This window comes from Campylobacter upsaliensis, assembly GCF_900637395.1.
Taxonomy (GTDB): domain Bacteria; phylum Campylobacterota; class Campylobacteria; order Campylobacterales; family Campylobacteraceae; genus Campylobacter_D; species Campylobacter_D upsaliensis.
This window is the reverse complement of sequence record NZ_LR134372.1, coordinates 752982-775453: the sequence shown is the minus strand read 5'-3', so window position 1 is coordinate 775453 and position 22472 is coordinate 752982. Positions and strand designations below refer to the sequence as shown.

The 22472-nt window shown below is 34.5% G+C and carries 26 protein-coding genes; 5 read left to right on the top strand and 21 right to left on the bottom strand.

All coding sequences use genetic code 11. The features are described 5' to 3' along the window. Positions 1-5 precede the first annotated feature (5 nt). Positions 6-578, top strand: a complete 573-nt coding sequence (locus tag EL158_RS08895) for a DUF2920 family protein (RefSeq protein WP_318654275.1) — start codon at positions 6-8, stop codon at positions 576-578. Between the two features lie 41 nt (positions 579-619). Next, a complete protein-coding gene (locus EL158_RS08890) occupies positions 620-1237 on the top strand; it encodes a DUF2920 family protein (RefSeq protein WP_318654274.1) in 618 nt (205 codons plus the stop codon). On the opposite strand, the gene truA is transcribed toward EL158_RS08890, so the two are convergent. The 10 genes from truA to glmU are packed head-to-tail and all read right to left on the bottom strand — an operon-like array spanning position 1227 to position 10399. After that, positions 1227-1949: a tRNA pseudouridine(38-40) synthase TruA gene (gene truA, locus EL158_RS03950; RefSeq protein WP_027304012.1), complete on the bottom strand. Its 723-nt coding sequence runs from the start codon at positions 1947-1949 to the stop codon at positions 1227-1229. The two genes, EL158_RS08890 and truA, sit on opposite strands and share 11 nt — an antisense overlap. After that, positions 1949-2974, bottom strand: coding sequence for an LptF/LptG family permease (locus EL158_RS03945; protein WP_004277234.1), 1026 nt, complete (start codon positions 2972-2974; stop codon positions 1949-1951). Before EL158_RS03945 ends, truA begins: the two co-directional genes overlap by 1 nt. After that, a complete protein-coding gene (locus tag EL158_RS03940; RefSeq protein ID WP_027304011.1) occupies positions 2971-3732 on the bottom strand; it encodes a prepilin peptidase in 762 nt (253 codons plus the stop codon). The genes EL158_RS03945 and EL158_RS03940 overlap by 4 nt, the downstream gene beginning before the upstream one ends. Next, positions 3722-4390 carry a polyprenyl diphosphate synthase gene (uppS, locus tag EL158_RS03935; protein ID WP_027304010.1) on the bottom strand — a complete coding sequence of 223 codons (669 nt, stop codon included), beginning with the start codon at positions 4388-4390 and terminating at the stop codon, positions 3722-3724. The genes EL158_RS03940 and uppS overlap by 11 nt, the downstream gene beginning before the upstream one ends. Continuing rightward, positions 4390-4752: a restriction endonuclease subunit S gene (locus EL158_RS03930; protein WP_126361506.1), complete on the bottom strand. Its 363-nt coding sequence runs from the start codon at positions 4750-4752 to the stop codon at positions 4390-4392. Before EL158_RS03930 ends, uppS begins: the two co-directional genes overlap by 1 nt. After that, positions 4710-5438, bottom strand: a complete 729-nt coding sequence (locus tag EL158_RS03925) for a restriction endonuclease subunit S (protein ID WP_197718618.1) — start codon at positions 5436-5438, stop codon at positions 4710-4712. Before EL158_RS03925 ends, EL158_RS03930 begins: the two co-directional genes overlap by 43 nt. Further along, positions 5428-7353 carry an HsdM family class I SAM-dependent methyltransferase gene (locus EL158_RS03920; protein WP_027304008.1) on the bottom strand — a complete coding sequence of 642 codons (1926 nt, stop codon included), beginning with the start codon at positions 7351-7353 and terminating at the stop codon, positions 5428-5430. The genes EL158_RS03925 and EL158_RS03920 overlap by 11 nt, the downstream gene beginning before the upstream one ends. Before the next feature lie 3 nt (positions 7354-7356). Next, on the bottom strand, positions 7357-7971 hold the full coding sequence (locus tag EL158_RS03915) for a hypothetical protein (protein ID WP_027304007.1): 615 nt from the start codon (positions 7969-7971) through the stop codon (positions 7357-7359). Next, positions 7968-9116, bottom strand: coding sequence for a bifunctional phosphopantothenoylcysteine decarboxylase/phosphopantothenate--cysteine ligase CoaBC (gene coaBC / locus EL158_RS03910; protein ID WP_027304006.1), 1149 nt, complete (start codon positions 9114-9116; stop codon positions 7968-7970). Before coaBC ends, EL158_RS03915 begins: the two co-directional genes overlap by 4 nt. Next, positions 9113-10399: a bifunctional UDP-N-acetylglucosamine diphosphorylase/glucosamine-1-phosphate N-acetyltransferase GlmU gene (glmU, locus tag EL158_RS03905; protein ID WP_027304005.1), complete on the bottom strand. Its 1287-nt coding sequence runs from the start codon at positions 10397-10399 to the stop codon at positions 9113-9115. The genes coaBC and glmU overlap by 4 nt, the downstream gene beginning before the upstream one ends. A 117-nt stretch (positions 10400-10516) precedes the next feature. On the opposite strand from glmU, the gene fliP reads away from it, so the two are divergent. Then, positions 10517-11251 carry a flagellar type III secretion system pore protein FliP gene (fliP, locus tag EL158_RS03900; RefSeq protein WP_004277225.1) on the top strand — a complete coding sequence of 245 codons (735 nt, stop codon included), beginning with the start codon at positions 10517-10519 and terminating at the stop codon, positions 11249-11251. Here the strand turns inward: fliP and EL158_RS08745 are convergent. From EL158_RS08745 to ilvC, 6 genes are all read right to left on the bottom strand, one after another. Next, positions 11248-11466, bottom strand: a complete 219-nt coding sequence (locus EL158_RS08745) for a hypothetical protein (RefSeq protein WP_027304004.1) — start codon at positions 11464-11466, stop codon at positions 11248-11250. The two genes, fliP and EL158_RS08745, sit on opposite strands and share 4 nt — an antisense overlap. 318 nt (positions 11467-11784) lie before the next feature. Continuing rightward, positions 11785-12651 carry an SAM-dependent methyltransferase gene (locus EL158_RS03890; RefSeq protein ID WP_027304003.1) on the bottom strand — a complete coding sequence of 289 codons (867 nt, stop codon included), beginning with the start codon at positions 12649-12651 and terminating at the stop codon, positions 11785-11787. Continuing rightward, positions 12641-13021 (bottom strand): Holliday junction resolvase RuvX, encoded by a 381-nt coding sequence (gene ruvX, locus EL158_RS03885; protein ID WP_027304002.1) that lies wholly within the window; start codon positions 13019-13021, stop codon positions 12641-12643. The genes EL158_RS03890 and ruvX overlap by 11 nt, the downstream gene beginning before the upstream one ends. Then, the gene (locus EL158_RS03880; RefSeq protein WP_027304001.1) at positions 13021-13797 is read right to left on the bottom strand and encodes a DNA-processing protein DprA; all 777 of its coding nucleotides are present in this window, start codon (positions 13795-13797) and stop codon (positions 13021-13023) included. The genes ruvX and EL158_RS03880 overlap by 1 nt, the downstream gene beginning before the upstream one ends. Continuing rightward, entirely contained in the window at positions 13790-14860 is a 1071-nt protein-coding gene (locus tag EL158_RS03875; RefSeq protein ID WP_027304000.1) for a divergent polysaccharide deacetylase family protein, read from the bottom strand. Before EL158_RS03875 ends, EL158_RS03880 begins: the two co-directional genes overlap by 8 nt. A 1-nt stretch (position 14861) precedes the next feature. Next, positions 14862-15881, bottom strand: coding sequence for a ketol-acid reductoisomerase (gene ilvC, locus EL158_RS03870; RefSeq protein WP_027303999.1), 1020 nt, complete (start codon positions 15879-15881; stop codon positions 14862-14864). Between the two features lie 105 nt (positions 15882-15986). Between ilvC and EL158_RS03865 the strand changes: the two genes are divergently transcribed. Both EL158_RS03865 and holA read left to right on the top strand, forming a co-directional pair. Then, entirely contained in the window at positions 15987-17906 is a 1920-nt protein-coding gene (locus EL158_RS03865) for an RNB domain-containing ribonuclease (RefSeq protein ID WP_027303998.1), read from the top strand. Continuing rightward, the gene (holA, locus tag EL158_RS03860; protein WP_027303997.1) at positions 17906-18868 is read left to right on the top strand and encodes a DNA polymerase III subunit delta; all 963 of its coding nucleotides are present in this window, start codon (positions 17906-17908) and stop codon (positions 18866-18868) included. Before EL158_RS03865 ends, holA begins: the two co-directional genes overlap by 1 nt. On the opposite strand, the gene EL158_RS03855 is transcribed toward holA, so the two are convergent. The 5 genes from EL158_RS03855 to flgB are packed head-to-tail and all read right to left on the bottom strand — an operon-like array spanning position 18850 to position 22469. Beyond that, positions 18850-19437, bottom strand: a complete 588-nt coding sequence (locus EL158_RS03855; RefSeq protein WP_027303996.1) for an NUDIX hydrolase — start codon at positions 19435-19437, stop codon at positions 18850-18852. The genes holA and EL158_RS03855 overlap by 19 nt on opposite strands. Further along, positions 19434-21224: a peptidoglycan D,D-transpeptidase FtsI family protein gene (locus tag EL158_RS03850; RefSeq protein WP_027303995.1), complete on the bottom strand. Its 1791-nt coding sequence runs from the start codon at positions 21222-21224 to the stop codon at positions 19434-19436. The genes EL158_RS03855 and EL158_RS03850 overlap by 4 nt, the downstream gene beginning before the upstream one ends. A gap of 6 nt (positions 21225-21230) precedes the next feature. Next, complete coding sequence (gene fliE, locus EL158_RS03845) at positions 21231-21527, bottom strand: flagellar hook-basal body complex protein FliE (protein WP_004275127.1); 297 nt, start codon at positions 21525-21527, stop codon at positions 21231-21233. Positions 21528-21533: 6 nt separating this feature from the next. Then, positions 21534-22028 (bottom strand): flagellar basal body rod protein FlgC, encoded by a 495-nt coding sequence (gene flgC, locus EL158_RS03840; protein WP_027303994.1) that lies wholly within the window; start codon positions 22026-22028, stop codon positions 21534-21536. A gap of 9 nt (positions 22029-22037) precedes the next feature. Then, positions 22038-22469: a flagellar basal body rod protein FlgB gene (gene flgB, locus EL158_RS03835; RefSeq protein WP_004277213.1), complete on the bottom strand. Its 432-nt coding sequence runs from the start codon at positions 22467-22469 to the stop codon at positions 22038-22040. Positions 22470-22472 lie beyond the last annotated feature (3 nt).

Below are 22472 nucleotides of genomic sequence, written 5' to 3'. Positions count from 1 at the left end.
TTATAATGCTAAAAAGTCAAAAATTTTTAATCCACTCTTGTGATGATGTAGAATTAGATCTTAAAAGAAAAGCCAAACTTGAATACCGCATAAGTTACGATACAAGCAAAAGCCCCAAAGCCCTTGTTTTTATGGTGGGAGGCTGGGGAGCGACTAAAAATATCAAATTTTATGATTTTGAAAGAGAAAATATAGCCAAAAATTTCAATGTCATCTGCGTACAAGTCTATCATCACGCCATACATAGAAGAATATCCACAGAATCTAAATATAGTGCTAAAAATGTGTTTGAAAAAGAAGATGTAGAGAGGATTAAGAGCTATTTTGAAAGTATAGCTTGGGACTCAAAAAATATTAATGAGCAAAACGCACCCTTTGCTGCACAAAAATTAATCCAAAGAGTCGCAGAGCTTAAAAGTCAAGGCATAATGGCAAAAGATTTTCAACTAGAATTTACACTAGGCACTGTGCCAGCACGAGATGAGTATGAAAATGCAGGGATAATGTCGGCTATTGATTATATCAATGCTCTTAAGCATTTAGATCAAATTATCGGGGGGGGGGGGGTAGCATTTTAAAGCTGCCTAAAATTTACGCTGGGGGAAGTTATGGAGGCTATTTGGCTCTACTCATTAGCAAAATTGCTCCTTGGTATGTTGATGGCGTTTTTGATAATTCAGGCTCGGCTTTACCGCAGGTTAAATTCATACTAGGACGCGAAAGCAAAACCTGCGATGCCATAGATAGCTACCCACATAATCAAAATCAATACTACACCAAAACTCTTTGGACTAGAGATCCTGCTTCAAAATACTATTTTAGCGATGATTGCTATCTTATAAGGTCTATTTTAAATCCTACGCATTTAGAAATTCAAAAAAGGGCAAATCCTCGCACCATTTTTGTAAGTTATCATAGTCTTATTGATGAGCTTAATCCCTCCAAAGACAAGCAAAATCTTTACGAAATTTACAAACATTTAGGATTTGATGCGACTTTACATTTGATAAAAGATGAAAGTGAGCTTGACGGACGACTTCTTAAAAGCCTAGATCACGGCTTAAGAATGAGCGATAAGGCGATGATTAAGAAAGAATTGCCCATTATTTTAGAAAAAATGCAAAATCAAACACAAGAAATTCCCTCATATAATGAGATAAGCTATCCTTGTAAAGAAAAAATTTACCGCTTTAAAGATACAAATGAGGGCTTTTTGTGCGAAATTCTTAATAAATAATACGGCTTAAATAAAGCCCATTTGCTGGAGCTAAAAAGCGATAATGGCATTTTTTAGCTTCGATTTGCTCTTTTAATTTATCTTCGCTTAATTCTCCCCTTAGCACCGCCATAACGCTAGCCACACTTAGTCTTATTTGCGCTCTTAAAAAGCCATTAGCCCTAAATCGAAATACGCTTAAATTTTTATGCGTGTAAGCCTTAGCTATAAACATAATCCTAACGCTAGTTTTCGCACTTCCACCTGCTTTTTGAAAAAATTTAAAGTCCTTTTCTCCTACAAAATGACTTAAAAGCTCATTTGCTCTTTTGATGTCAAAACGCTCACTAAAGCACACATAAGGGCTTAAAAAGGGGTTAAATTCCCCGTGATGAAAGATGTAGCGATACTCCCTAGCCCTCACATCAAAACGCACAGCATAATTTTCGCTCACCCTCTCTAAGCTTTTAATGTGTATGAAAGGGTGAGCAAAGCGATTTATTTGCCTTTTAAGATAGACTAAGTCTTTAAAATGCTCTCCACACTCCACACAAGCTACCGCACGAAGGGCATGCACACCCTTATCTGTGCGTGAAGCAAATAGCACAGGAGAGAAAATGCCAAGATGAGCAAGAGCCGCCGCTAAGGCATCTTGGACGGAATTTAAATGAGGCTGAGAAGCAGAGCCTAAAAAAGCCGAGCCATCATAGGAGAAAACGAGCTTAAGACGCATTAATAACGACTCATTATCATCTTTTTAAAGCATATAATAGAAGCCGCAAAAGCAAAGCTAAAAATCAAAAAGCTCATCAATAAAGGAGGCTTGTATAAACTCGATAAAAGCCCAAAATAAACGGCGATCACCCCAAACATACCTAGATAAATAAAACCTTTTTCATAGCGGTAAGTTACAATTCCAAAACTAAGGGCAAAAAGTGTGCTAGCTAAAGGAAATAAGCTTATACAAACATACATTACAAATTCCCTAGCCTTATCGGCATTTGTGTTAATGTCGTCCCAGTATTCGTAAAATGCCTTAGTTTGCCCTAAATTATCACTAAATTTTGTATTAACAACCAAATTTTCAAACTCACCGATAAATAGAGCCTCATCTGCGTCAAAATTATACATTTTCCCTGCACTAAGCCTAAAAGCAAAGCCCTCGTTTGAACGCTCTAAATTCGCCTCCTTAGCGATGATGAGTTGCTCTTTTAAATTATCAGTGCTTTTTGGGTGATACATAATGATATTTTCATACCCCCCCTCCTTTTCATCTTGTATAAAAATCATCCAATCTAAAAATTTTTGTCCAAATTCACCTGTTTTATAATTAAATTTAATTTGCGTTTTTTTATAATCAACGAAATTTTTTTGTAATTGATACACAATAGGTATCATCACTAAAGCAACGCCAAGCATTAAAACACTTAAAAATGTGGCGATTTTAAGGAAAAATTGTGCCATTTTTAAAGGCGTAAAACCAAGCGTAAAAAAGACAACACTTTCATTTTCTTTAGAAAGCCTATAAAGAGCTAAGGTCAGTGCCACAAAAAAGGCAAGTGGTAAAGTAAAAATCAAAATGCGTGGCAGCATAAAGCCATAAAGCTTAAAAAGGTCTAAAAAACTAATCTCAATGCTTGAAGTAAGATTCGCAATTTGGATAAAAAATACCATAGAAACAATGCCAAAAAGCACTAGAAAAATAGAAAGATGTGTCCCTAAAAATTGATTTAAAATATACTTAAATATAAGCTTCAAAATACTCTCCCAACGACTAAATATACACACATAGCAAGACTTATAAAAGGCAAAAAGGCAAGCTCTTTTTCTCCTTTTTTAAAAGCAAAATAAAAAAAGGGCAAGGATAAAAACGCAGCGATGAAAAGAACATAAAACGCCCCCATAAAACCAAAAGCCCCAGCAAAAGCCGCTAATAATATAATGTCAGCATCGCCTAAATTTTCTTCAAGCTCTTGTTTTTTGAAATTTTTCAAAAATAAAATAAAACTTTTAAGTAAAAAAATAAAACCAGCAAACATAAAAGCGTCCATAAAAAAATGAAAAATACTCATATCAAAAGCATTGAGATGACTTTCTAAAATTTTTAGCAAACAAGCAGTAAAAAAGCCGATCCAAAGTAAGAAATTTGGCACAGCTTTTAATCTTAAATCAATCAAAGAAAGGCTAAAGCACACAAAAAGAAAAAGCGTTAAAGCAAGAAATTCTTTAAAAGATTTCGCACAAAATGAGGCAAGATAAATCAAAAAAATGCCAAAAATTTCACTCAAAAAGCACATAAGAGGAATTTTTACACCGCAAGTTTTACAACGCGCTTTTAAAAAAAGATAAGAAAAAATAGGCACAAGCTCTAAAAATCCAAGCTTTTTTTCACAAGAAAAGCAAAAAGAACGCATAGCAAAAAGGGGCTTTTTTTCACAAATTCGACTTACAAAACTCGCACAAAATGACCCCAAAACCGCCCCCAAAATTCCCCATAATAAAGCATTATTTTCCAAAGGTGCGTTCTCTTTTTCTATATTCTTTAATAATTTTTTTAAATTCCCTTATAGTTAAGGACGGAAATAGAGTCTCACTAAAGCAAATTTCAGCATAAGAGCTTTGCCAAAGTAAAAAATTTGAAAGTCTTTTAGCATTTCCCACGCGTAGCATTAAATCCACATCTAAGGGCAGGTCTAAATTCGCACTTAAATTTTCCTCACTAAGCTCTAAGCCCCTTTCTATCACTCTTTTAGCCGCTCTTACTATCTCATCTCTTGAGCCATAGCTAATAGCTAAATTGACACACAAACGCTCACAGTGCTTCGTTTTTTCCTCAACTAAAGCTATTTTTTCTTTTAGTTTTTCATCTAAACGCGACAAATCCCCTATCGCCTTTAAACGCACGCCATTTTTTTCAAATTCTTTTAAGGCATCATCTAAACAACGCTCCAAAAGTTTAAAGATAAATTCCACTTCATCAGCTGGACGATTCCAATTTTCCGTGCTAAAGGCAAAAAGTGTAAGTTGAGAAATTTGCTCCTCTATACATACGCTCATAAGTTTTTGTAGAGTTTTTACTCCTCTTGTATAGCCAAATTTCGCTAAAAAGCCCTTAGCTTTCGCCCAACGCCTATTTCCGTCCATTACCACGGCTAAATGTTTTAATTCATTCATTATACTCTATCTCCATAAGGCAGGGATTTGATGTAATTTTCCATAAAGTCAAAATCTAGTTCGCCCTTGTGATTTATGGGGAGTTTGATGATTTCGTTTTCTACTCTTCCCAAATTTCTCGCCCTCCCGTAAGAATAACGATAAACTTCGTGATTAAGCACCGCACATACAAAAAGGGCTACATATTGATTTAATTTTTCATTTCTTAAAGTGCAAATGTTAGTCCCTGTCGCAAAATCCTCTTTTTGATAAAAGGCATAAATGCCCTCTCCGCCTATACTAATGCAATTTCCCTTTGTTATAAATTTCGCTTCCACTTCTACATACCCATCACAGCCATTATTGAAAGTTGTCCTAGAGATGAAGGGGACATTACCCCCCCCCCCCCCCCCCCGTAAGCTTCATCTAAATCACTTTTTACCAAAGAAAAAGTGCCAGAGCATTCAAAAACATCCCCAAGTCTAAACTCGCCCCATTTTTCAATATTTAATGGTAGGGCATTTTCAGGGCGATTTTTAGTCGTTAAAGGCTTGTAGTGCAGGGATTTAATATAATTTTCCATAAATTCAAAATCGGGGACATAGCCACATTTAGAATATGTTTTGCTTTTATCTCTAAAAATTGAGCCGTTGGGATTATGTTTTATAGGTAATGAAATTTCAGTATCTTTCATACTTTCTAATTTCCATTTTCTACCATAAGAAAATTTGTATTTTTCTTGTCTCAACATAGATACGATAAAAAAGCCAATATATTTATTAAAATCATCATAGCGAGAATATAAGGCATTAACATCATCAGTAGCCCAATAATCATTTTCTTGGTAAAAAGCTTCGCCCACAGAGCCGTTATAGCTTAATGATATTGTGTTGCCTTTGTGGATAGGTGCTTGTCCTATAAAATTTGCTATTCCATTATTTGCATCAATCGCCCCAATATAAATATTATTGCCCTCTGTCTGCTCATCTGCGGTTAATCTCTTGCCCTTTTTAATATCAAAAAGATATTTCAATTTAAATCTTTTCCAATTTTCCACATCAAGATTCATAAATATCGCCTTTTTGAACAAGATGAGCTAAAAAATTATTTAATGTTTGTTGAAAATCCGCCTGTGAAAGTTTAGAATAATCCGTTTTCATATAGGCTTCGCATAGCCACTCATCTTCGCCGCTTACCTTTGCCATAGCACTTAAGCCATCAACGACCTTTTTATTTCTAAAGACATCTAGCCATTGCTCCTCTATCTTTTTCCATTTGGACTCGCCCCCCTCGTCAAACTGCTCCACTCTGCCTAAATTTTTCTTTTTCTTAAAGCCGTCTTCTTTAAAATAACCAAAAAATGTTTCATTGATCGTGCCATCTGTATTAATATGCGGCTTACCAAGGGTAAAAACCATACAACAAGCACTCACTGAAGCCCCCGGATAAAATACTTCCGCTGGGAGTGTGAAAACAGCTTCTAGGGTGTTATTTTCTAGCATAGCTTCTTTGATATTTTTAATATCGCTTTTAGAGCCTATGGCAGCACTCATAGGCAGTAAGACGGCTAATTTTACTTCCTTTCTCGCCTCATTTTTGCTCTCTCTTTCTTCATTTATCTCTTTAATAATATCGCTTAGATATTGTATAAACACAAGCCCTTTTGTGGGGTCTTCCTTGCCCTCTTTCGCACCTTTGCTCCATTTGTTTTTGTAATATTCAGGTATGCTTATGGGCTTGGCGTTATAGGGAGGATTCATTAAAATAATATCAGGTTTTGCCTTTTTGATAAATTCTTTTTTTTCAAAGCAAGAACCAAATTCTATATTACTATTACCATCGCCGTGGATTAGCATATTTGTCGTGGCTAGTCCGTAAGCCTTTTCCTCCACTTCTATGCCGTAGATATTTTCTTTTTTGACCTTTTCCATTAGCTCTTTAGCTTCTTTTTCGGTTTTACCCCTTTTGCAATCGCTTAATTCTTTTACCATAGCTTGAACTAAAAATGACCCGCTTCCGCAAGTGATGTCAAGCACCCTTTTTGTCCTATCCACGCCCACAACTCGGCACATAAAATCTGTGATATGGTCAGGGGTAAAAGCTTGATTTTTATCAGCTTTGCCTGTGTATTTGTTAAAGGCTATGAAGAAAAGATTTAAGATGTCTTGCCCCTCCTCGCTCTCGGTATCGATGTATTTATAAATGTCTGTAAGTATGGTTGTTAAAATTTCTATCCAGTCTTTTAATTTTAGCTTTTTGATTTTTTGATCGTTTAGGACATTTTTTTGTAAAAGTTCTATTTTTTTCGCTTTGTTATTTGAGCCGTCAAGTAAATCGCTTAAGGTTCTTTCTATGCTTACGCGAATGGCGTCTTCGTTTGTGTTGCTCCAAAATTCTTTTAAATCTTTAACTAATTTATCATTGATGTGATTTGCGCCTCGTTTTTTCACTTCATTTTTGATATATAAAAGAGTCGTGCCGACAAATTGAGAACGGAGCTTTTCATCAATGTCCTTTTTATGTAAAAGCTCGTTTAAATCATAGGTGTTTTTGAGAACCTTTTCTCTATCGTTTTGCTTATTTATCTCAAATAAAGAGGCATAATGCTCCATAGTATCAAGCACGACTTCATTTTTTAGTAAGCACTCATCGTTTATATGATTTTTCCAAACTTTGATTTTGTTATCGTCAGTGTTGGCAAGTATGGCGATGATTTTTTGGCTATGGTGCAGGGCTTTTTCAGCCTCTAGGTAGGCTTTAAGTTGCTTTTCGTCTTTTTGTGTAAATTTTGTTTTTGTTTCGACTAAAATGACAACATCATCTTTACAAAAACGCATATCAACATAAAAATTATTAAATTCTTCGCCAAGCTCTTTTTTTAATTTTGCTTTTTTATTATCGTGTGCGTAACTAAACTCGCCTTTTTCTGTATTTGAGATTAAATATTTTTTACCGATACGCTCTATAATGTCTATTCTTTCCATAAATTATCCCTTAAAATCTAGCAATTTTTTATATTCAAAAAAGGCTTTTAAATTTTTATCTTGGAAAACCCTATATTCTAAATGCTCGTTTAGAAATTTTTGCACCTTAAAAAAGGGAGTGAAAATCGAAATTCCCACTTCATCTTTAACGATTTTCAACGCTCCAAAAACACTAAAATATAAATAAAGCTCTATTGTATCCCCCCTCTTTCTTAATTGAAACAAGCAAGGTTTATTTTCAAAAATGAAAGGGATATGATAAACATTTTCAAAACTAGCAAAAAGCATTTCTTTAAACACACTAAAACTTTGTGCGTCCTTAGCCACGCTTAAATTCTCTATAATAAAATGCTTAAAATCAAAATCCTCTCCTAACAATTTTAAAATCAGCTCAATTCCCTGTTCGTAAGGAGTGAAATTTGGGCGTTTGCAAAGATGTCTAAATTGTATCACGCCCTCACTCATATAAAGCTCCGCTAAATAATACGCCCCTACTTCAAGCTCAATCATACTTTTTGTTTGAATTTGCTTTTTATTAAGCTCTAGGGTGTAGTGTGCGTAGCCTGATTTTGCTAGGACTTTCATAGCTATGGGAAGAGTAGAATTAATCAAATTCATAAATCTTGACACCTTAAGGCAAGCTCGTATGCAAGCTCTTTTTTGCTTTTTAAGCCACTTTTAACGCTTTCTTTTTGCGTGATGAAAATAAGCTCGTTAAAATCTGCTCCAAAATGATTTTCCTTACCTAAAATATTCAGGCAAATCATATCAAGCCCCTTTTTTTCAAGGGCATTTTGTGCGTTTTTGAGGGCGTTTTGAGGGTCAAGCTCCATTTTAAAGCCTATTTTTTTACCCTCAAATTTGCAAATTTGAAGAAGATCTTCATTTAAACTTAAGCTTAAATTTAGTCCCGCCTCACTCTTTTTAATCTTGCCTTCTTGATAATTGGGGACAAAATCACTCACCGCCGCACACATTATCAAAAAATCGCCCCCCTCAAAACGCTTTAAAAGTGCCTTTAAATCCTTTGAGCTTTCAAAGGTAAGAAGCTGAAAGGGCGTTTTAAATTCCACTGAACTAAGTAGCACGACATCAGCACCCAAATAATAAAAGGCAAAGGCAAGTTCTTTAGCCATTTTTCCGCTTGAAAAATTACTAATGCAACGCACATCATCGATTTTTTCCCTTGTGCCGCCTCCGCTTATAATCACACTTTTACCGGTAAAAAAGCTTTCTTTTAGAAGCTCTCTTTTACAAAGATGAAAAATATCCTCAAGCTCCGCTAAAGCACCGATTCCCTCATCTTTACAAGCTAGTTTTTTAACAATAGGCTCAATGATTTTAGCTCCATTTTGCTTTAAAATTTGAAGAGAGTTTTGCGTGCTAAAATGTAAATACATCGCCGAATTTGCCGCTGGAGCGATGATAATGGGAGCTTTTGTCGCCATTAAAGTTTGGATAAAAAGCGTATCTGCTATGCCATTTGCTAATTTATTGATAGAATTCGCACTTGCTGGAGCAAAAAGCACAAGGTCCGCATCTTTGCTAAAGGCGATATGATTATTATAATTTTGCCACGATTCATTTGCCTCACACAAAAGCTCGTCCGCTAAAGCCTCAAAACTAAGCCTAGAAGCAAATTTCAAAAGCCCCCTACTTAATAAAACCTTAACTCTAAAGCCCTCTTTTTTAAATAAAGAAATCAGCTCATAAGACTTATAAAAAGCTATACTGCCACTTACAGCTAAAAGTATGGTTTTCATTGAAATTTTTTATAAAAATAATCTTTTATGATTTTACTTGACGCTCTATTAATAAAAAGCGAACCTTTAGGAACATTTTCACTAACAGAACTTCCCGCTGCGATGATAACCTCATCTTCTATGCAAACAGGTGCGATAAACTGCGTATCAGAGCCTACGAAAACATTTTTACCAATAATGGTTTTATGTTTTTTAACTCCGTCATAATTACAAGTGATAGTCCCGCAGCCTATATTCGTCCCCTCCTCTATCTCACAATCACCCAAATAGCTTAAATGCCCCGCTTTCACGCCATTTAATTTAGCATTTTTACACTCGACAAAATTCCCTATATGCGTATTTTTAAGCTCACATTTAGGACGCAAATGTGCTAAGGGTCCTATACTCGAAAAGCTTATTTTACTATCCTCTATCACGCTTGAGCTTTTAATAATAGAGCTTTCTATCACACTTTTACCCTCAATCCTCACATTTTCATACAGCTCACACTCGCCTATAAATTTCACATCTAAGCCTATAAAAATGGAGCTTGGATTATGTAAGATCACGCCTTCTTTTTGCCAAAATTTTTTAATTTTATCTTGCATTAAATTTTCTGCTACACTAAGTTCAAATTTATCATTAACGCCCATAAATTCCTCTCCATCCACAAAAAGTGGCTTAATGTGCGTGTTTTTAGCTCTTGCAAGTTTAATGATGTCTGTTAAATAATATTCCTTAGCCTTGTTTTCATTGTCGATTAGGGGTAAAAGCTCACTTAAAAGCTTCGTATTTACCATATAAACGCCCGCATTACAAGTTTTAATCATCTTTTCTTTTTCATCTGCATCTTTTAGCTCGACTATTTTTTGCACTTCATTATTTTCAAGCACAACCCTACCATAGCTTTTTGCATCTTTTGCTTCAAAAACGGCTAAAGCTAGGTCGCTTTTTAATTCAAGCAAAGCCTTGAGACTTTGAAGCTCTATTAAGGGCATATCTCCGCAAAGGATTAAAACTTTTTCATTTTGTGCCTTATAATCCTTTAAAGCTCCTGCGGTGCCGGGGAAACGGACTAAATCTTGCTCTATAAACTTAGTTTGTGGAAAAAACTCACAAATTTCTTTCTCCACTCTTTTTTTTTGATGTGATAAAACAACACTCACATCATCACTTAAGGCAAAAGCCTTTTCTAAAATATGCAAAATCATACTTTTACCACAAATTTTTTGCAAAACTTTAGGTGTGCTTGATTTCATTCTTGTGCCAAGACCTGCTGCTAAAATAACAATAGAGCTTTTCATCATTTCCCTTTACTTATAATTATTTCTTTATTTTAGCAACAAAAAGTTAAAATTAAAGCAAAAGTTAAAGTGCTTAAAGGTAGAATTCAGCCTTTATTTTAAGTTAGGATTTTTGGATTGAAAAGCGTTTTTTTGCTCATTTTGTTTGCTTTAAGTGTCTTTGGAGCGGAGGCGACCATACCCACCGTAAATTTAAGTCTTAGCGCACCAGACACACCCAACCAGCTCGTAACAACGCTAAATATCATCATCGTTTTAACCATACTTGCCCTTGCCCCTAGCATTATTTTCATAATGACTTCTTTTTTAAGGCTTATCATTGTTTTTTCTTTTTTAAGACAAGCTATGGGAACGCAAAGTATGCCTCCAAATACTATTTTAGTTACTATGGCTTTGATTTTGACCTTTTTTATTATGGAACCTGTGGCAACAAAGTCCTATAATGAGGGCGTAAAGCCTTATTTAAGTGAGCAAATAGGCTATGAAGAAGCCTTTGTAAGAGGCGTAAAGCCCTTTAAAGACTTTATGCTCAAAAATACACGCGAAAAAGACTTAGCACTATTTTACCGCATTCGCAATTTACCAAACCCAAAAACCATAGACGATGTGCCTTTGAGTGTTTTGGTGCCTGCCTTTATGATTTCAGAGCTTAAAACGGCTTTTGAGATAGGTTTTCTCATTTACCTACCTTTTTTAGTCATTGATATGGTTGTAAGCTCTGTTTTAATGGCTATGGGTATGATGATGCTTCCGCCTGTGATGATTTCTCTGCCTTTTAAATTGCTTATTTTTGTGCTAGTTGATGGATGGAATTTACTCGTTCAAAGATTAGTTGAAAGCTTTGTAACTTAGCTAAATTTCATAAGCAAAATTGACAAAAAAAGATATAAAAGCAAGGATAATGCCAAAATCAAAAATAAATGAAATAACAAGCCCTCCACACAAAAAAGAATTATAAAAATAACAAAAAGAAATACAAAAATAACACGCCCTAAAAAGACTTTCTCTAAAACTTTACTAAAATAAAGAGTATAATCTAAAATAAGAATAAGAATAAAATCTAACACTCTTAAATCCCTAATGGCATTTTGTAGTTACTTCAGGAGCATTTGCAACTGTAACGCCCGTTACTCCCAATCTTATCGCATAATTTATAAAGTAAGGGAACGGCTCTATCTTCTTGGTAGCTACACTCATCAGCCGCTTTTAATGGACTATAAGACAAAAATAACACAAAAAATACATTTTTTTCATTATCTTAAATCCTCCTATTAAAAAATAATAATGATATTATATATCAAAATTATAAAATTAATATTAATTATCAAAAATGAATTCTTGTTTATTTTCCAATATCCTTTAAACGGCTTATTTTTGTGCTAATCCTAAATTTTACGCATTTTAGCAATGAAAAAGCCATCATAATTTTCGCAAGGCATAATGCGTCTAGCCTTTATAAGCTCTTTAAATTCGCTCTTTGCCTCCCTTACTCTCACGCCCTCTAAATCAAGCTCTAAAAATTCAAGCTCGAATTCACTTTTTAAAGCATTTTCTAAAACCTCTTCATTTTCTTCTCTTAAAAAGGTGCAAGTGCTATAAACTAATTCGCCTCCGTGTTTTAAGGCTTTTAAAGCAGAGTGAAGAAGCTTTTTTTGTAAAAGAGCTAGGGCTTTGATTTCTTTTGGAGATTTTACATTTTCAAAGCCTGTTTTAGCTAAGGTAGAGCAAGGTGCGTCAAGTAAAATTTTATCAAATTTCAAAGGACACAAACGCCCTATATTTTTCGCATCTTTTAAAAAAATCTTAGCATTAACTCCATAATTTTTCAAATTTTTTTGCAGGGTAAAAAACCTCTCTTTATTTGCCTCCACACAGGCTAAATAGGCTTTATTTTGCATAAAATTTGCTAAATTAATGCTCTTTCCACCCGGAGCCGCACACATATCTAAAATATTTTCATTAGGCTTGACACCCAAATTTTTAGCACAAAGATAAGAAGAATAATTTTGTATATAAAAATGCCCCTCATTAAAGGCTTTCATCTTGCTTAAAATGCTTTTATCTTCTGCCTTGAAAAGATAGCAAAAAGGATTAAGCTTTTGAAATTTTAAATCCTTAAAAAATTCATTAATTAAATTTTCATTTGTTTTTAAGAAATTTAAAAATACACAAATATTTTTAGGGCTTTTAAAGCTTTCTTTTAAAATTGTAAGCTCATTTTGGGTGTAAATTTGCGCTAATTTAGTCTCCAAAATATCCCCTTAACATTATCAAAGCTGCTAAAGAGTCTAATTTACCATCTTTTTTACGCGAATTCGCCACACCTAAGCCTTGTGCCTCTTTACTCGTATAAGCCTCATCGACAAAAATGACCTCCCCATCAAATTCTAGTAAGGAGATAAAATGCTGCACTCTCTTAGTCATTTCCACTTCACTTGCTCCACCTTTTGGTAAGCCTACGATAAGCTTAGAAATTTGATGTTCTTCGATAAGCTTTCGCACTTCGTTTGCGGCTTGATTGCGATTTTTTCTCAAAATGGCGTTAAGTGGCACGGCGATATTTTCCACATATAAAGCAAGTCCTATGCGTTTTAAACCAAGATCTAACGCTAAAGCCCTCATCATAAAAGCCTTATCCAAATGCCATCAATGGCGATTTTGCCCTCAAGCTCATACTCATAAACCTTTTCTCCGTATTTTTGCAGGGCTTGTTCAACACTTACGCCTTGTTTGCAAAAGAACAAAAACTCGTCTTCCTCTCTTGGCTTAATTTTTGTCCCAAAACGCTCCGCAAAGCTTTTAAAGTCCGCTATCAAATTTGCCTTTTTATCTTGTAAAAGCAAATTTGTCCCTCTACTCTCCTCTAGTCTTTGAGGTAAAACAAAAAGTGGCTTTTGCATTTGCAAACTAAGCCTAGCACTTTGCATAGAGCCACTTTGAAGATGTGCTTGTGCGATGACAACAGCCTCACTTAAAGCGATAATAAGGCGATTTCTTAGCAGAAAATCAAAGCCCTGAGGCATATAAGTGTCCTCATTTTCACTTAAAGCCAAGCCTTTGGTGTAAATTTCTTTGATGATTTTTTCATTTGTGCGTGGATAAATATGACTTAAACCATTTGCAAAAATGCCTATATGCAGGGGTAAAGAGCCTAAAGCCGCATTAATATCCACACCTAAAGCCCCTCCACTTACTACGCAAACTCCAGCGTTTTTAAGAGTAGTGGCTAATTCTAAAACGCAATTTTTTGTATAAACACTCATCTTTCTAGAGCCTATAATAGCGATCTTAGGATAAGATAAAAGCTCCAAATTCCCTTTAAAATAAAGGCTTTTAGGCTTATCTTTTAAGGCGTTAAAAAGACTTAAATAAGCACTGGGTAAAACTTCGCTACTCATAAAGCTCACTCAAATACACAAGATCCACACTTTTTAATAATTCTTTGCTTTCTTTTAAGGCTTTAAAAGTATTTTTTTTAGGATGTCCTATGGCTATGGCATAACCCCTTTTTTTAGCTAAATTGACCGCACTTAAAAGCTGATTTTTAATATAAATCACATCATCTTCATTATCTAAAAAAACATCTCTTTTAATGTAAATTTTTTGCATTTCTTTGGCGATTTTAGGAGCTTTTGAATTGTGTATAGTTTTAGAATCCACAAAGCTTAAATGATACTTATCTAAAACTTTATAAAACCTTCTCATCGCTTCTTCATCACTTGTAAAAAGGCTTCCTGTGTGATTATTGATAAATTTTAAATTTTTAAATTCACCCTTAATCTTAGCAATCGTTTTTTCAATCTCCTCTTCACTATCCTCCGGGCTTAAAACGGACATTTTATTTTGAAAGCTAAGAGCCTTTAGAGGCAAATGCACCATATAAAATTCAAATTCTTTGGCAAGTTTAGGGGTATTTGGATGTAAAGCGTGAGAAGGGAAAAATGAGGGATTAAGCTTCAAATTTAAAGCTTTAAGACTTCTTGTTTGTTCCTCATTTGCCATATCATCGATAATAATGGCTAATTTTGGCTTTTGCCCTATAATCAGCTTTAAATTTTCTTGCTTTGCTTCCTTTTTACTTAAATTTTGCTCCAAATTAAGACTTTGATTTTGCTCTTTGCTGAAATTCAATTCCCTTAAATCTTCACTTAAATTTTTATCTATCACTAAACTCTTATTGTTATCAATTTTAAAAGCATTTTTTTGACTTAAATTTGCCTCAAAATGCTCTTCTTTATCTTCTCTTTCTTGACTTAAATTCTCTTCAAAAGGCTTAAAAACAGCCTCTTGATTTTCTAAAAAATTTTCTTTAAGTAAATGATTTGACGAGTTTAAATTTGGCTTTTTTGCTTCTTTTGTTTGTGTTTTACCTACAATCAATAAAATTAAAATCACGCAAATTAAAACTAAAATGATAAGAATTAAAAATTTTTGAATAAGACTAATATTTTTTTTTGACAATTTAATTTTTATCCTTATCTACAAGCTTATTTTTGCTAATCCAAGGCATTATTTTGCGTAAATTTTGCCCTGTTTTTTCAATTAAAGATTGCTTAGTATTTTGACGCATAGCGTGCATTTTGGCAAAATTAGCCTTTTTTTCTAGGATAAAATCTCTCGCAAAAACGCCATTTTGTATATCTTTTAAGATATTTTTCATCGCTTTTTTCGTATGTGGCGTGATAATCTTAGCCCCACTCACATAGCCTCCATATTCAGCTGTGTTTGAGATAGAATAACGCATATCGCCAATGCCTCCTTGATATAACAAATCGACAATGAGCTTCACCTCGTGTAAGCACTCAAAATACGCCATTTCAGGCTCATACCCTGCCTCAACTAAAGTTTCAAAACCAGCCTCTATCAAATTCACAAGTCCTCCGCAAAGCACGGCTTGTTCTCCAAAAAGGTCCGTTTCAGTTTCGTGCTTAAAGCTTGTCTGCATAATGCCAACCTTTCCAGCTCCTATCGCACTTGCATAAGAAAGAGCCAAATTTTTAGCATCATCACTTGCTTCTTGATAAATGGCAATAAGACAAGCCAAGCCTCCACCTTGCATAAATTCATTTCTTAAAGTATGTCCCGGTCCTTTTGGAGCTATCATAATCACATCAACAAATTCAGGCGGTATAATTTGTCCGTAGTGGATATTAAAGCCGTGTGCAAAAGCTAGAATTTGCCCCTGTTTTAAATGAGGCTTAATATCTTCTTCATAAATTTCTGCTTGACTTTCATCAGGCGTTAAAATCATAATCAAATCTGCCTTCTTACAAGCCTGCGCTACGCTTAAAACTTCAAAGCCTTCATTTTGTGCCTTTTCATAGCTTTTTCCCTTTCTTAAGCCGATAAAAACTTCCACGCCGCTATCTCTTAAATTCAGTGCGTGAGCGTGTCCTTGCGAGCCAAAGCCTATAATGGCGACCTTTTTTGACTGGATTAAATTAAGATCGCAATCTTTATCATAATACACCCTAAGAGCCATTTACTCCCCTTTTTTACAAAAGCGAAATTATAGCAAAAGAGCCTTAAATTTGCATTTATAAAGTTTAAGTAAAATTGTATAAAAATTCAAATAAAGTGAAGTAAAGTGAAAGAATTTTTAAAAAGTTTAAGTTATGGCGTTAGGGAAAATCAAGTCGGCAATGAATTTAAGCAAATTTTAAGAGAGCTTTTAGCCTCAAATGTCTTAAAAGAATATAAAAATAAATATTATCTTAACAATGGCTATGTTTTTGGAGAGCTTGACATCTCAAGCAAAGGTACAGGCTTTTTAAATGTGTATGATGAAAGTTTTACTAGAGATTTATTAATAGAAAATAAGCATTTAAAAGGAGCAAATTATAAGGACATAGTCGCAGCCAAACTTCTTCCACTTAAGAAAAAAAGGGCAAGTGCTAAGGTCGTTTTGGTGCTTAAAAAAGCCAATGAAACCTCCATAGTTGTAACTAAAAAATATGGCGAAGCCGTGCTAGGACTTAATGTCAAAACAGGACTTTCCACTGCTCTTAAAGCTTCACAAAAATCTCTAAAGGCTCTACCACTTGGCTCCGTTTTAAAGATAGAAAATACAAATAACGAAATTTTAGAAGTGTTAGGATATATTGACGATGAGAGTATTGATGAAAAAATTTCTCTAGCACTTTTTAATAAAAATAGCGAATTTGATGAAACCTGCATAGAAGAAGCCTTAGCTAATGGCGATGAAGTCGATGCAAGTATGTATCCTAATCGCGTAGATTTGAGGCATTTAAGCTTTTGCACGATTGATCCTATTCACGCGAAAGATTTTGATGATGCGATTTATTATGATGAAAAAAAGAAAGAACTTTATGTGGCGATTGCTGATGTGAGTGAGTATGTTTTTGCTTATTGTGCGACCGATAAAGAGGCGAGGCATAGGGGCTTTTCTATCTATTTTCCTCACATTTCTATTCCTATGTTGCCGCGTCCTTTAAGTGAAAATATCTGCTCCTTAAAGCCAAATTTAGATCGCCTTACTTACTGCTTTAAAATCACTTTTAATCAAAATAATGAAATTTGCAAAGAAGAGCTTTTTGAAGCCATTATCAATTCTAAGCGGCGTTTTCATTATGATGAAGTCGATGAACTTTTGGAGAAAAAAAGCAATTTAGGTGAGCTTTCTTGGATTTATAAGCTTTTTAATTTAACACAAATTTTAAGAAAGGCTCGTCTTAAAAACGCTTTTGAATTTAAAACGGAAGAATTAAGAATGTTTTTAGATGAAAACTTAAGCCTTAAAAGCACTTTTTATGAAAAAGATACACCTTCGCACGGCTTGATTGAAGATTGTATGCTTTTGGCAAATAAGGCAGCGGCTAAAATGCTAGGTGAAATTGGCATTTTTAGAAACCACGCTCCAGCCGATGATAAGAAAATTACAAAACTTTTAGAAGAGCTTAGTATGCTTGGCATAGATGTTAATTATAAAAATAATCTTAGCGAACTTATACGCGATGTCCAAGCCTTAGCCGATGAGCTTGACATAAGGGCTGAAGTGGATAAACTCATCATCAAAGCACAAAAAAAGGCTTGTTATGCAAGTGAAAATGGGGGACATTTTGGACTTGGTTTTGATAAATATACGCATTTTACAAGCCCGATTAGACGCTATTCGGATTTGATTTTACACAGACTTTTAAAGGCAAAACAAAGAGGAGATTTGAAACTTTATGAATATTTGCTTTTAAATATACAAAGCACTTGCGAAAATTTAAGCCTTTTAGAAAGAGAGGCGGACAAGGTTGCTTATGACTTTATGGATAGAAAATTTGCAAGATGGGCAAAGCGTCATATAGGCGGGGTTTTTAACGCCTTTATTAGTGAAAATGATACCCTTAGCATAGCCAAACTTGACGATGAAATTAAAGGAGCGGAAATTATTTTAGAGCATAATAAAAGCAATCTTTTGCAAAAAGTGAAAGTGCAAATTGTAGAAGCGGACATCATTTTTGCTAAGATTTATGGGCGTGTGATCGAGGAGCTTTGATGTATAGGAGAGATTTGCAAAAGGCTTTAGAAAATAAAAATTTTCCTAATTTTTTCTTGCTTTATGGAGGAGATAATTTTCAAATTGAACTTTATGCAAATTTCATTAAGCAAAAATATGGTGTAGAAGAAAATTTGAAACTTTATTTTGAAGAATATGATTTTGCTAGAGCGAGTGATTTTTTAGCGCTTGGCTCACTTTTTAGCTCTAAAAAACTCTTGGAGATAAAATGCTTAAAAAAGCCTAGCAGTAAAGATTTAAAAGCCCTAATTTCTCTATGCAAAAATAATGCGGATAATTTTTTCTTACTTGAGCTTTATGATGAAAATGCAAAGCAAAGTGAATTGGAAAAAATTTTTGAAAATCATTTTGCAAGATTTTTTAAAATTTCCAATTCTAAAGAGGGCATAGAGCTTTTAGCTATGAAGGCTAAAGAATTAAATGTAGAAATCACGCACAATGCCCTCATAACGCTTTTTGTCAGCTTTGATGAAAACCTTTACCTAGCGGCAAGTGAGCTAAACAAATTTGTAAATTTAAAAGTCGATGAAAATATTATTAAGCAGTATTGTTATAGCCTTGCTTTAGTGGGATTTGATGATTTTTTTGACAAGCTTTTAAAAACGCGAAATATCAAAGAAGAGCTTGAAAAAATTTTAGAAAATTTTAACGAAATCGCTCTCATTAACTCACTCTCAAGTGCCTTTTATAGGCTTTTTAAAATAACCATTTACGCTAAAATTTATGGAAAAATAGACTTTAAAGACCTTTTAGGCTACACGCCTCCTCCTCAAGTGGGACAAGCTTTAAGCGGACAAGCTTTTAAGCTCAATTTAAAACAATATAAAGCTATTTTTAACCTTCTTCTTAAAAGCGAATATGAAATCAAAACAAATTCCAAGCTTAGCAAAAAGGAATTTCTACTCGCAAATTTGCTTGAACTTCAACGCATTTTAAAATGATGCTTCATAAACCAAAGATAAGCAAAGTCTAGCAAAGGCGTTCTTATCTGCTCTTTTATAAAGCTTTCATACTCACAAACTTTCACATAAACAGCTTCAATTTGCTCCCCATCAACGCCCCCACCTTGTGCGATTTTATCCTCCTCATCAACCTCAGCATAATAAAAGCTTTGCTTACTTACCCCAGAGCCAAAACCTGTATAATAATCGCCTATTTTTTCAAGCTCTTTTGGTAAAAAGCCAAGCTCCTCCACGCACTCTTCTCTTGCTATTTCTTCTAGGCTTAAATTTTTATCCACAAGTCCAGAGCAAAGCTCTATGGTATAGCCCATATTTGCATTTTCTTTATAAGTTTCATCATTATTTTGATGATACCAAAGTGGGATTCTAAATTGCCTTACAAAAACAAAACTCTCTAAACTTTTATGATACAAAAGCACCGAAACGCTATCCTTAGCCTCGATAAAATCCCAAGTATAATTCTTACCCCTACTTTCATATGTGAAACGCTTAGGTTTAATATAAATCGAAGGGCTAAAAGGAACTTCTTTTAAATTTTTAAAATTCATTGTTTAATCTCCATAGGGCTTAAAAAATTTTCATTGATTAAAATATCTACTATATCTTTAAACATCGGCAAAGCACTTTGTGCAGCATAATAGCTATAAGGCTTAGTTGGATTTCTTACCAAAACGCCTATGGTATAGGAATTTGTCGCATCATTTGCAAAGCCAAAAAAGGAAGAATTATAGCGGTTGCTTGTATAACCCTTTCTTTCCGCTATCCTTGCTGTGCCCGTTTTACCCCCTATGATAATCCCCTCCGTCCTAGCTCTTCTTCCTGTGCCTTTTTCTATGACATTAATGAGAATTTGTTTCATTTCAGCTGCTGCTTTGCTTGAAAGAATTTTCTCTTGCTTAATCTCATCATCAAGCATAGTCCATTTAGCATTTTGATAAAATTTTTCTGCTAAACGCGGCGTGATATAAATGCCGTCATTATTAAAGACATTATAAGCGGCAAGAAGCTGCATAAAGGTCGTTTTCAGCCCATAACCATAGCTTAAAACAGACTTTTCTATCTCCCTTAAGCGGTTAGGATTAGGCAGGTCGCCCTTTTGCTCATAAGGCAAATCTATCCCGCTTTTCTCACCAAATTTAAAGATTTTAAGCCCAGTAATAATTTCCAAATTACTCATTCTTTTGGCAATTTGTATCATACCAACATTTGATGAAAGGGTAATCACCTCCTCCATACTCATCTTATCTTTTTTATGGTCATCGCTAATGGTAAAACGCCCAAGTTTATATTGTCCGCCGTAGGTTTTAATGATTTCATCGATTTTAAGTTTGCCAAGTCTTAAAGCCGTTACAAAAATAAAAGGCTTTATCACAGAACCAGCCTCATACCCATACTCAATGACACTTGCATTAAGCACGGATAAATCCTTTCCTCTATTTTGCGGGTCATAGCGTCTTGAACTAGCCAAAGCTAAAATTTTACCCGTTTTACTCTCCATAACCCCAACTATAATTTCATTCGCCTTTAAGTCAGCATTTCTTTGGTCTATGGCTTTTTCTATATTTTTTTGAAGCTTTAAAGAAACATTAAGATACAAATCGCAACCATTAATTTTTCTTTGCTGGATAGAATTTAAATTTAAAATAATATTTCCACCCACATCTTTAAGCCCCTGAATTTTCTCATCTTGCAAGGGCATTAAGCATCGCTCATAATATTTTTCCAAACCCTTAATGCCCACATTTTTTAAAATATTATTTTCCTTATCTAAAAGTGTGCGCGTGTAACCTATAACAGGAGTTAGAGCATTGATAGATATATAATTTCTATCTTCTCTATGCTCAATAATACTAAGCCCCCTAGTTTCCACACGCCCATTATTATTTGTAAAAGCCTTAAAAAAACCTTGTATATAGAGCTTTTTAGCTAAATCTTTAAGATAACTTGCCTGTTTAGAATCCAAATTTGAGGCTAAGACAAAATTGTAATTTCGTTTTTTTTGTGTTTGCATACGCTTTTTAATCTCTGCAATTTGCTTATCATCAAAACCGCTATAAATTTGAAAAAGCTTTAAAAAAAGCTCGGTTCTATCTTTCTTAAGACTTCTTAAATCAATCTCCGCTCTATAAATCTCACGCGAACTTGCTATGGTAAAATGATCTTTTGTGATGATAGACCCTCGCAAAGCGAGACTATATTGATCTTTTTCTGTATTGGGGATATAGCGTTTAGAGGTTAAAAAAAAGGTCGAGCTTAAAAAAATAATCATAAACAAAAGTGCCATACAATAAGCAAAGGCGACTTTTGAAACTCTATTTTTTTTATATTCTTGCATTAAGACTCAAATTTGAGTTCTTGTAATTTCTTTATAAGCACTAATAGCCTTATTTCTTACTTCAAGCATAAATTTCATACTGCTTTCCGCCTTAGTAATGGCAATCGCAGCTTGGTGTAGGTCTTTTACCTGCCCTGTGGCAATGTCTGTCATCGCTGCCTCGCCCTTTTCTTGAGCGGTGTTTAAATCCTCAATTTCATTTTTAAGCATTTTAGCAAATTCATCGCCTATGCCTTTATCTTGGGTATTGTTTGTTTTATTTCCTGCTAAAGTGTTAAATCTAAGCTCGTTTATACTATTCATCTTTTGTTATCCTTTTAAAATATCGATCGCACTTTGCGCTATGGTTTTAGCACTCGTAAAAGCACTCACATTTGCTTGATAAGCTCTTGTCGCTTCTATCAAATCCGCCATTTCGATGACGGGATTAACATTTGGAAAAGCCACATAACCCTCAGCATTCGCATCAGGGTGGCTTGGGTCGTATTTCATACGAAAGTCCTTATCATCACGCACAACCTTATCTACCACCACGCTCATAATGGCTGGTTTAGCCTCCTCAGGTGAGCTTGGGTCATTGAGCGGATTTTCATATTTTAAAAAATTGTTATCTTTATTAATTTGCTTGTTTAAAAGCTCATCAAAATCATTTGCCTTAAAGATAACTTCTCTTCTGCGGTAAGGTCCGCCCTCTGCTGTGCGTGTCGTTTGTGCGTTTGCGATATTTGAACTTATTACATTCATTCTAAAACGCTGCGCACTTAAACCATAACCGCTAATATCAAAATCACTTAAGTATGCCATAATTTACCTTTAACTTAATTTAGAACTCGCATCAATAATGGAGCTAAAAATATTACTTTGTCTTCTTAAAACCCCATCAAGAGCGGTGATCATTACCGTATTTTTACTCATTTCGGTCGTTTCGACATCTAAATCCACAGTGTTAGCGTCATTTCTAGCCAAATGTCCGTCTCTTAGATAAATGGTAGATTTACTAGGATCTGGGAATTTCCAAGGCTCTTGATGATTATCACTTGTTTTGGCTAATTCAAGCTCTTGCCCTTTATCTTTTTTGAAAATCTCATTTGCTCTACGCACCAAAGCCGTTTCAAATTCTACATCTCTTGCTTTATAAAAAGGAGTATCGACATTTGCAAGGTTTGAATTAATAAGCTGATTTCTCAAATTCCTACCCGCTAAAGCACTGGTTACAAGCTCTTTTGATTTAAATGGATTAATCATCTT

What these genes read in the sequence shown, in the direction of transcription:
- EL158_RS08895 (WP_318654275.1), top strand. Translation starts at nt 6, where the DNA reads ATGCTAAAAAGTCAAAAATTTTTAATCCACTCTTGTGATGATGTAGAA.
- truA (WP_027304012.1), bottom strand. Translation starts at nt 1,949, where the DNA reads ATGCGTCTTAAGCTCGTTTTCTCCTATGATGGCTCGGCTTTTTTAGGC.
- uppS (WP_027304010.1), bottom strand. Translation starts at nt 4,390, where the DNA reads ATGAATGAATTAAAACATTTAGCCGTGGTAATGGACGGAAATAGGCGT.
- EL158_RS03925 (WP_197718618.1), bottom strand. Translation starts at nt 5,438, where the DNA reads ATGAATCTTGATGTGGAAAATTGGAAAAGATTTAAATTGAAATATCTT.
- EL158_RS03920 (WP_027304008.1), bottom strand. Translation starts at nt 7,353, where the DNA reads ATGGAAAGAATAGACATTATAGAGCGTATCGGTAAAAAATATTTAATC.
- EL158_RS03915 (WP_027304007.1), bottom strand. Translation starts at nt 7,971, where the DNA reads ATGAATTTGATTAATTCTACTCTTCCCATAGCTATGAAAGTCCTAGCA.
- coaBC (WP_027304006.1), bottom strand. Translation starts at nt 9,116, where the DNA reads ATGAAAACCATACTTTTAGCTGTAAGTGGCAGTATAGCTTTTTATAAG.
- glmU (WP_027304005.1), bottom strand. Translation starts at nt 10,399, where the DNA reads ATGAAAAGCTCTATTGTTATTTTAGCAGCAGGTCTTGGCACAAGAATG.
- ruvX (WP_027304002.1), bottom strand. Translation starts at nt 13,021, where the DNA reads ATGAGGGCTTTAGCGTTAGATCTTGGTTTAAAACGCATAGGACTTGCT.
- EL158_RS03880 (WP_027304001.1), bottom strand. Translation starts at nt 13,797, where the DNA reads ATGAGTAGCGAAGTTTTACCCAGTGCTTATTTAAGTCTTTTTAACGCC.
- ilvC (WP_027303999.1), bottom strand. Translation starts at nt 15,881, where the DNA reads ATGGCTCTTAGGGTGTATTATGATAAAGATTGCGATCTTAATTTAATC.
- holA (WP_027303997.1), top strand. Translation starts at nt 17,906, where the DNA reads ATGTATAGGAGAGATTTGCAAAAGGCTTTAGAAAATAAAAATTTTCCT.
- EL158_RS03855 (WP_027303996.1), bottom strand. Translation starts at nt 19,437, where the DNA reads ATGAATTTTAAAAATTTAAAAGAAGTTCCTTTTAGCCCTTCGATTTAT.
- EL158_RS03850 (WP_027303995.1), bottom strand. Translation starts at nt 21,224, where the DNA reads ATGCAAGAATATAAAAAAAATAGAGTTTCAAAAGTCGCCTTTGCTTAT.
- fliE (WP_004275127.1), bottom strand. Translation starts at nt 21,527, where the DNA reads ATGAATAGTATAAACGAGCTTAGATTTAACACTTTAGCAGGAAATAAA.
- flgC (WP_027303994.1), bottom strand. Translation starts at nt 22,028, where the DNA reads ATGGCATACTTAAGTGATTTTGATATTAGCGGTTATGGTTTAAGTGCG.
- flgB (WP_004277213.1), bottom strand. Translation starts at nt 22,469, where the DNA reads ATGATTAATCCATTTAAATCAAAAGAGCTTGTAACCAGTGCTTTAGCG.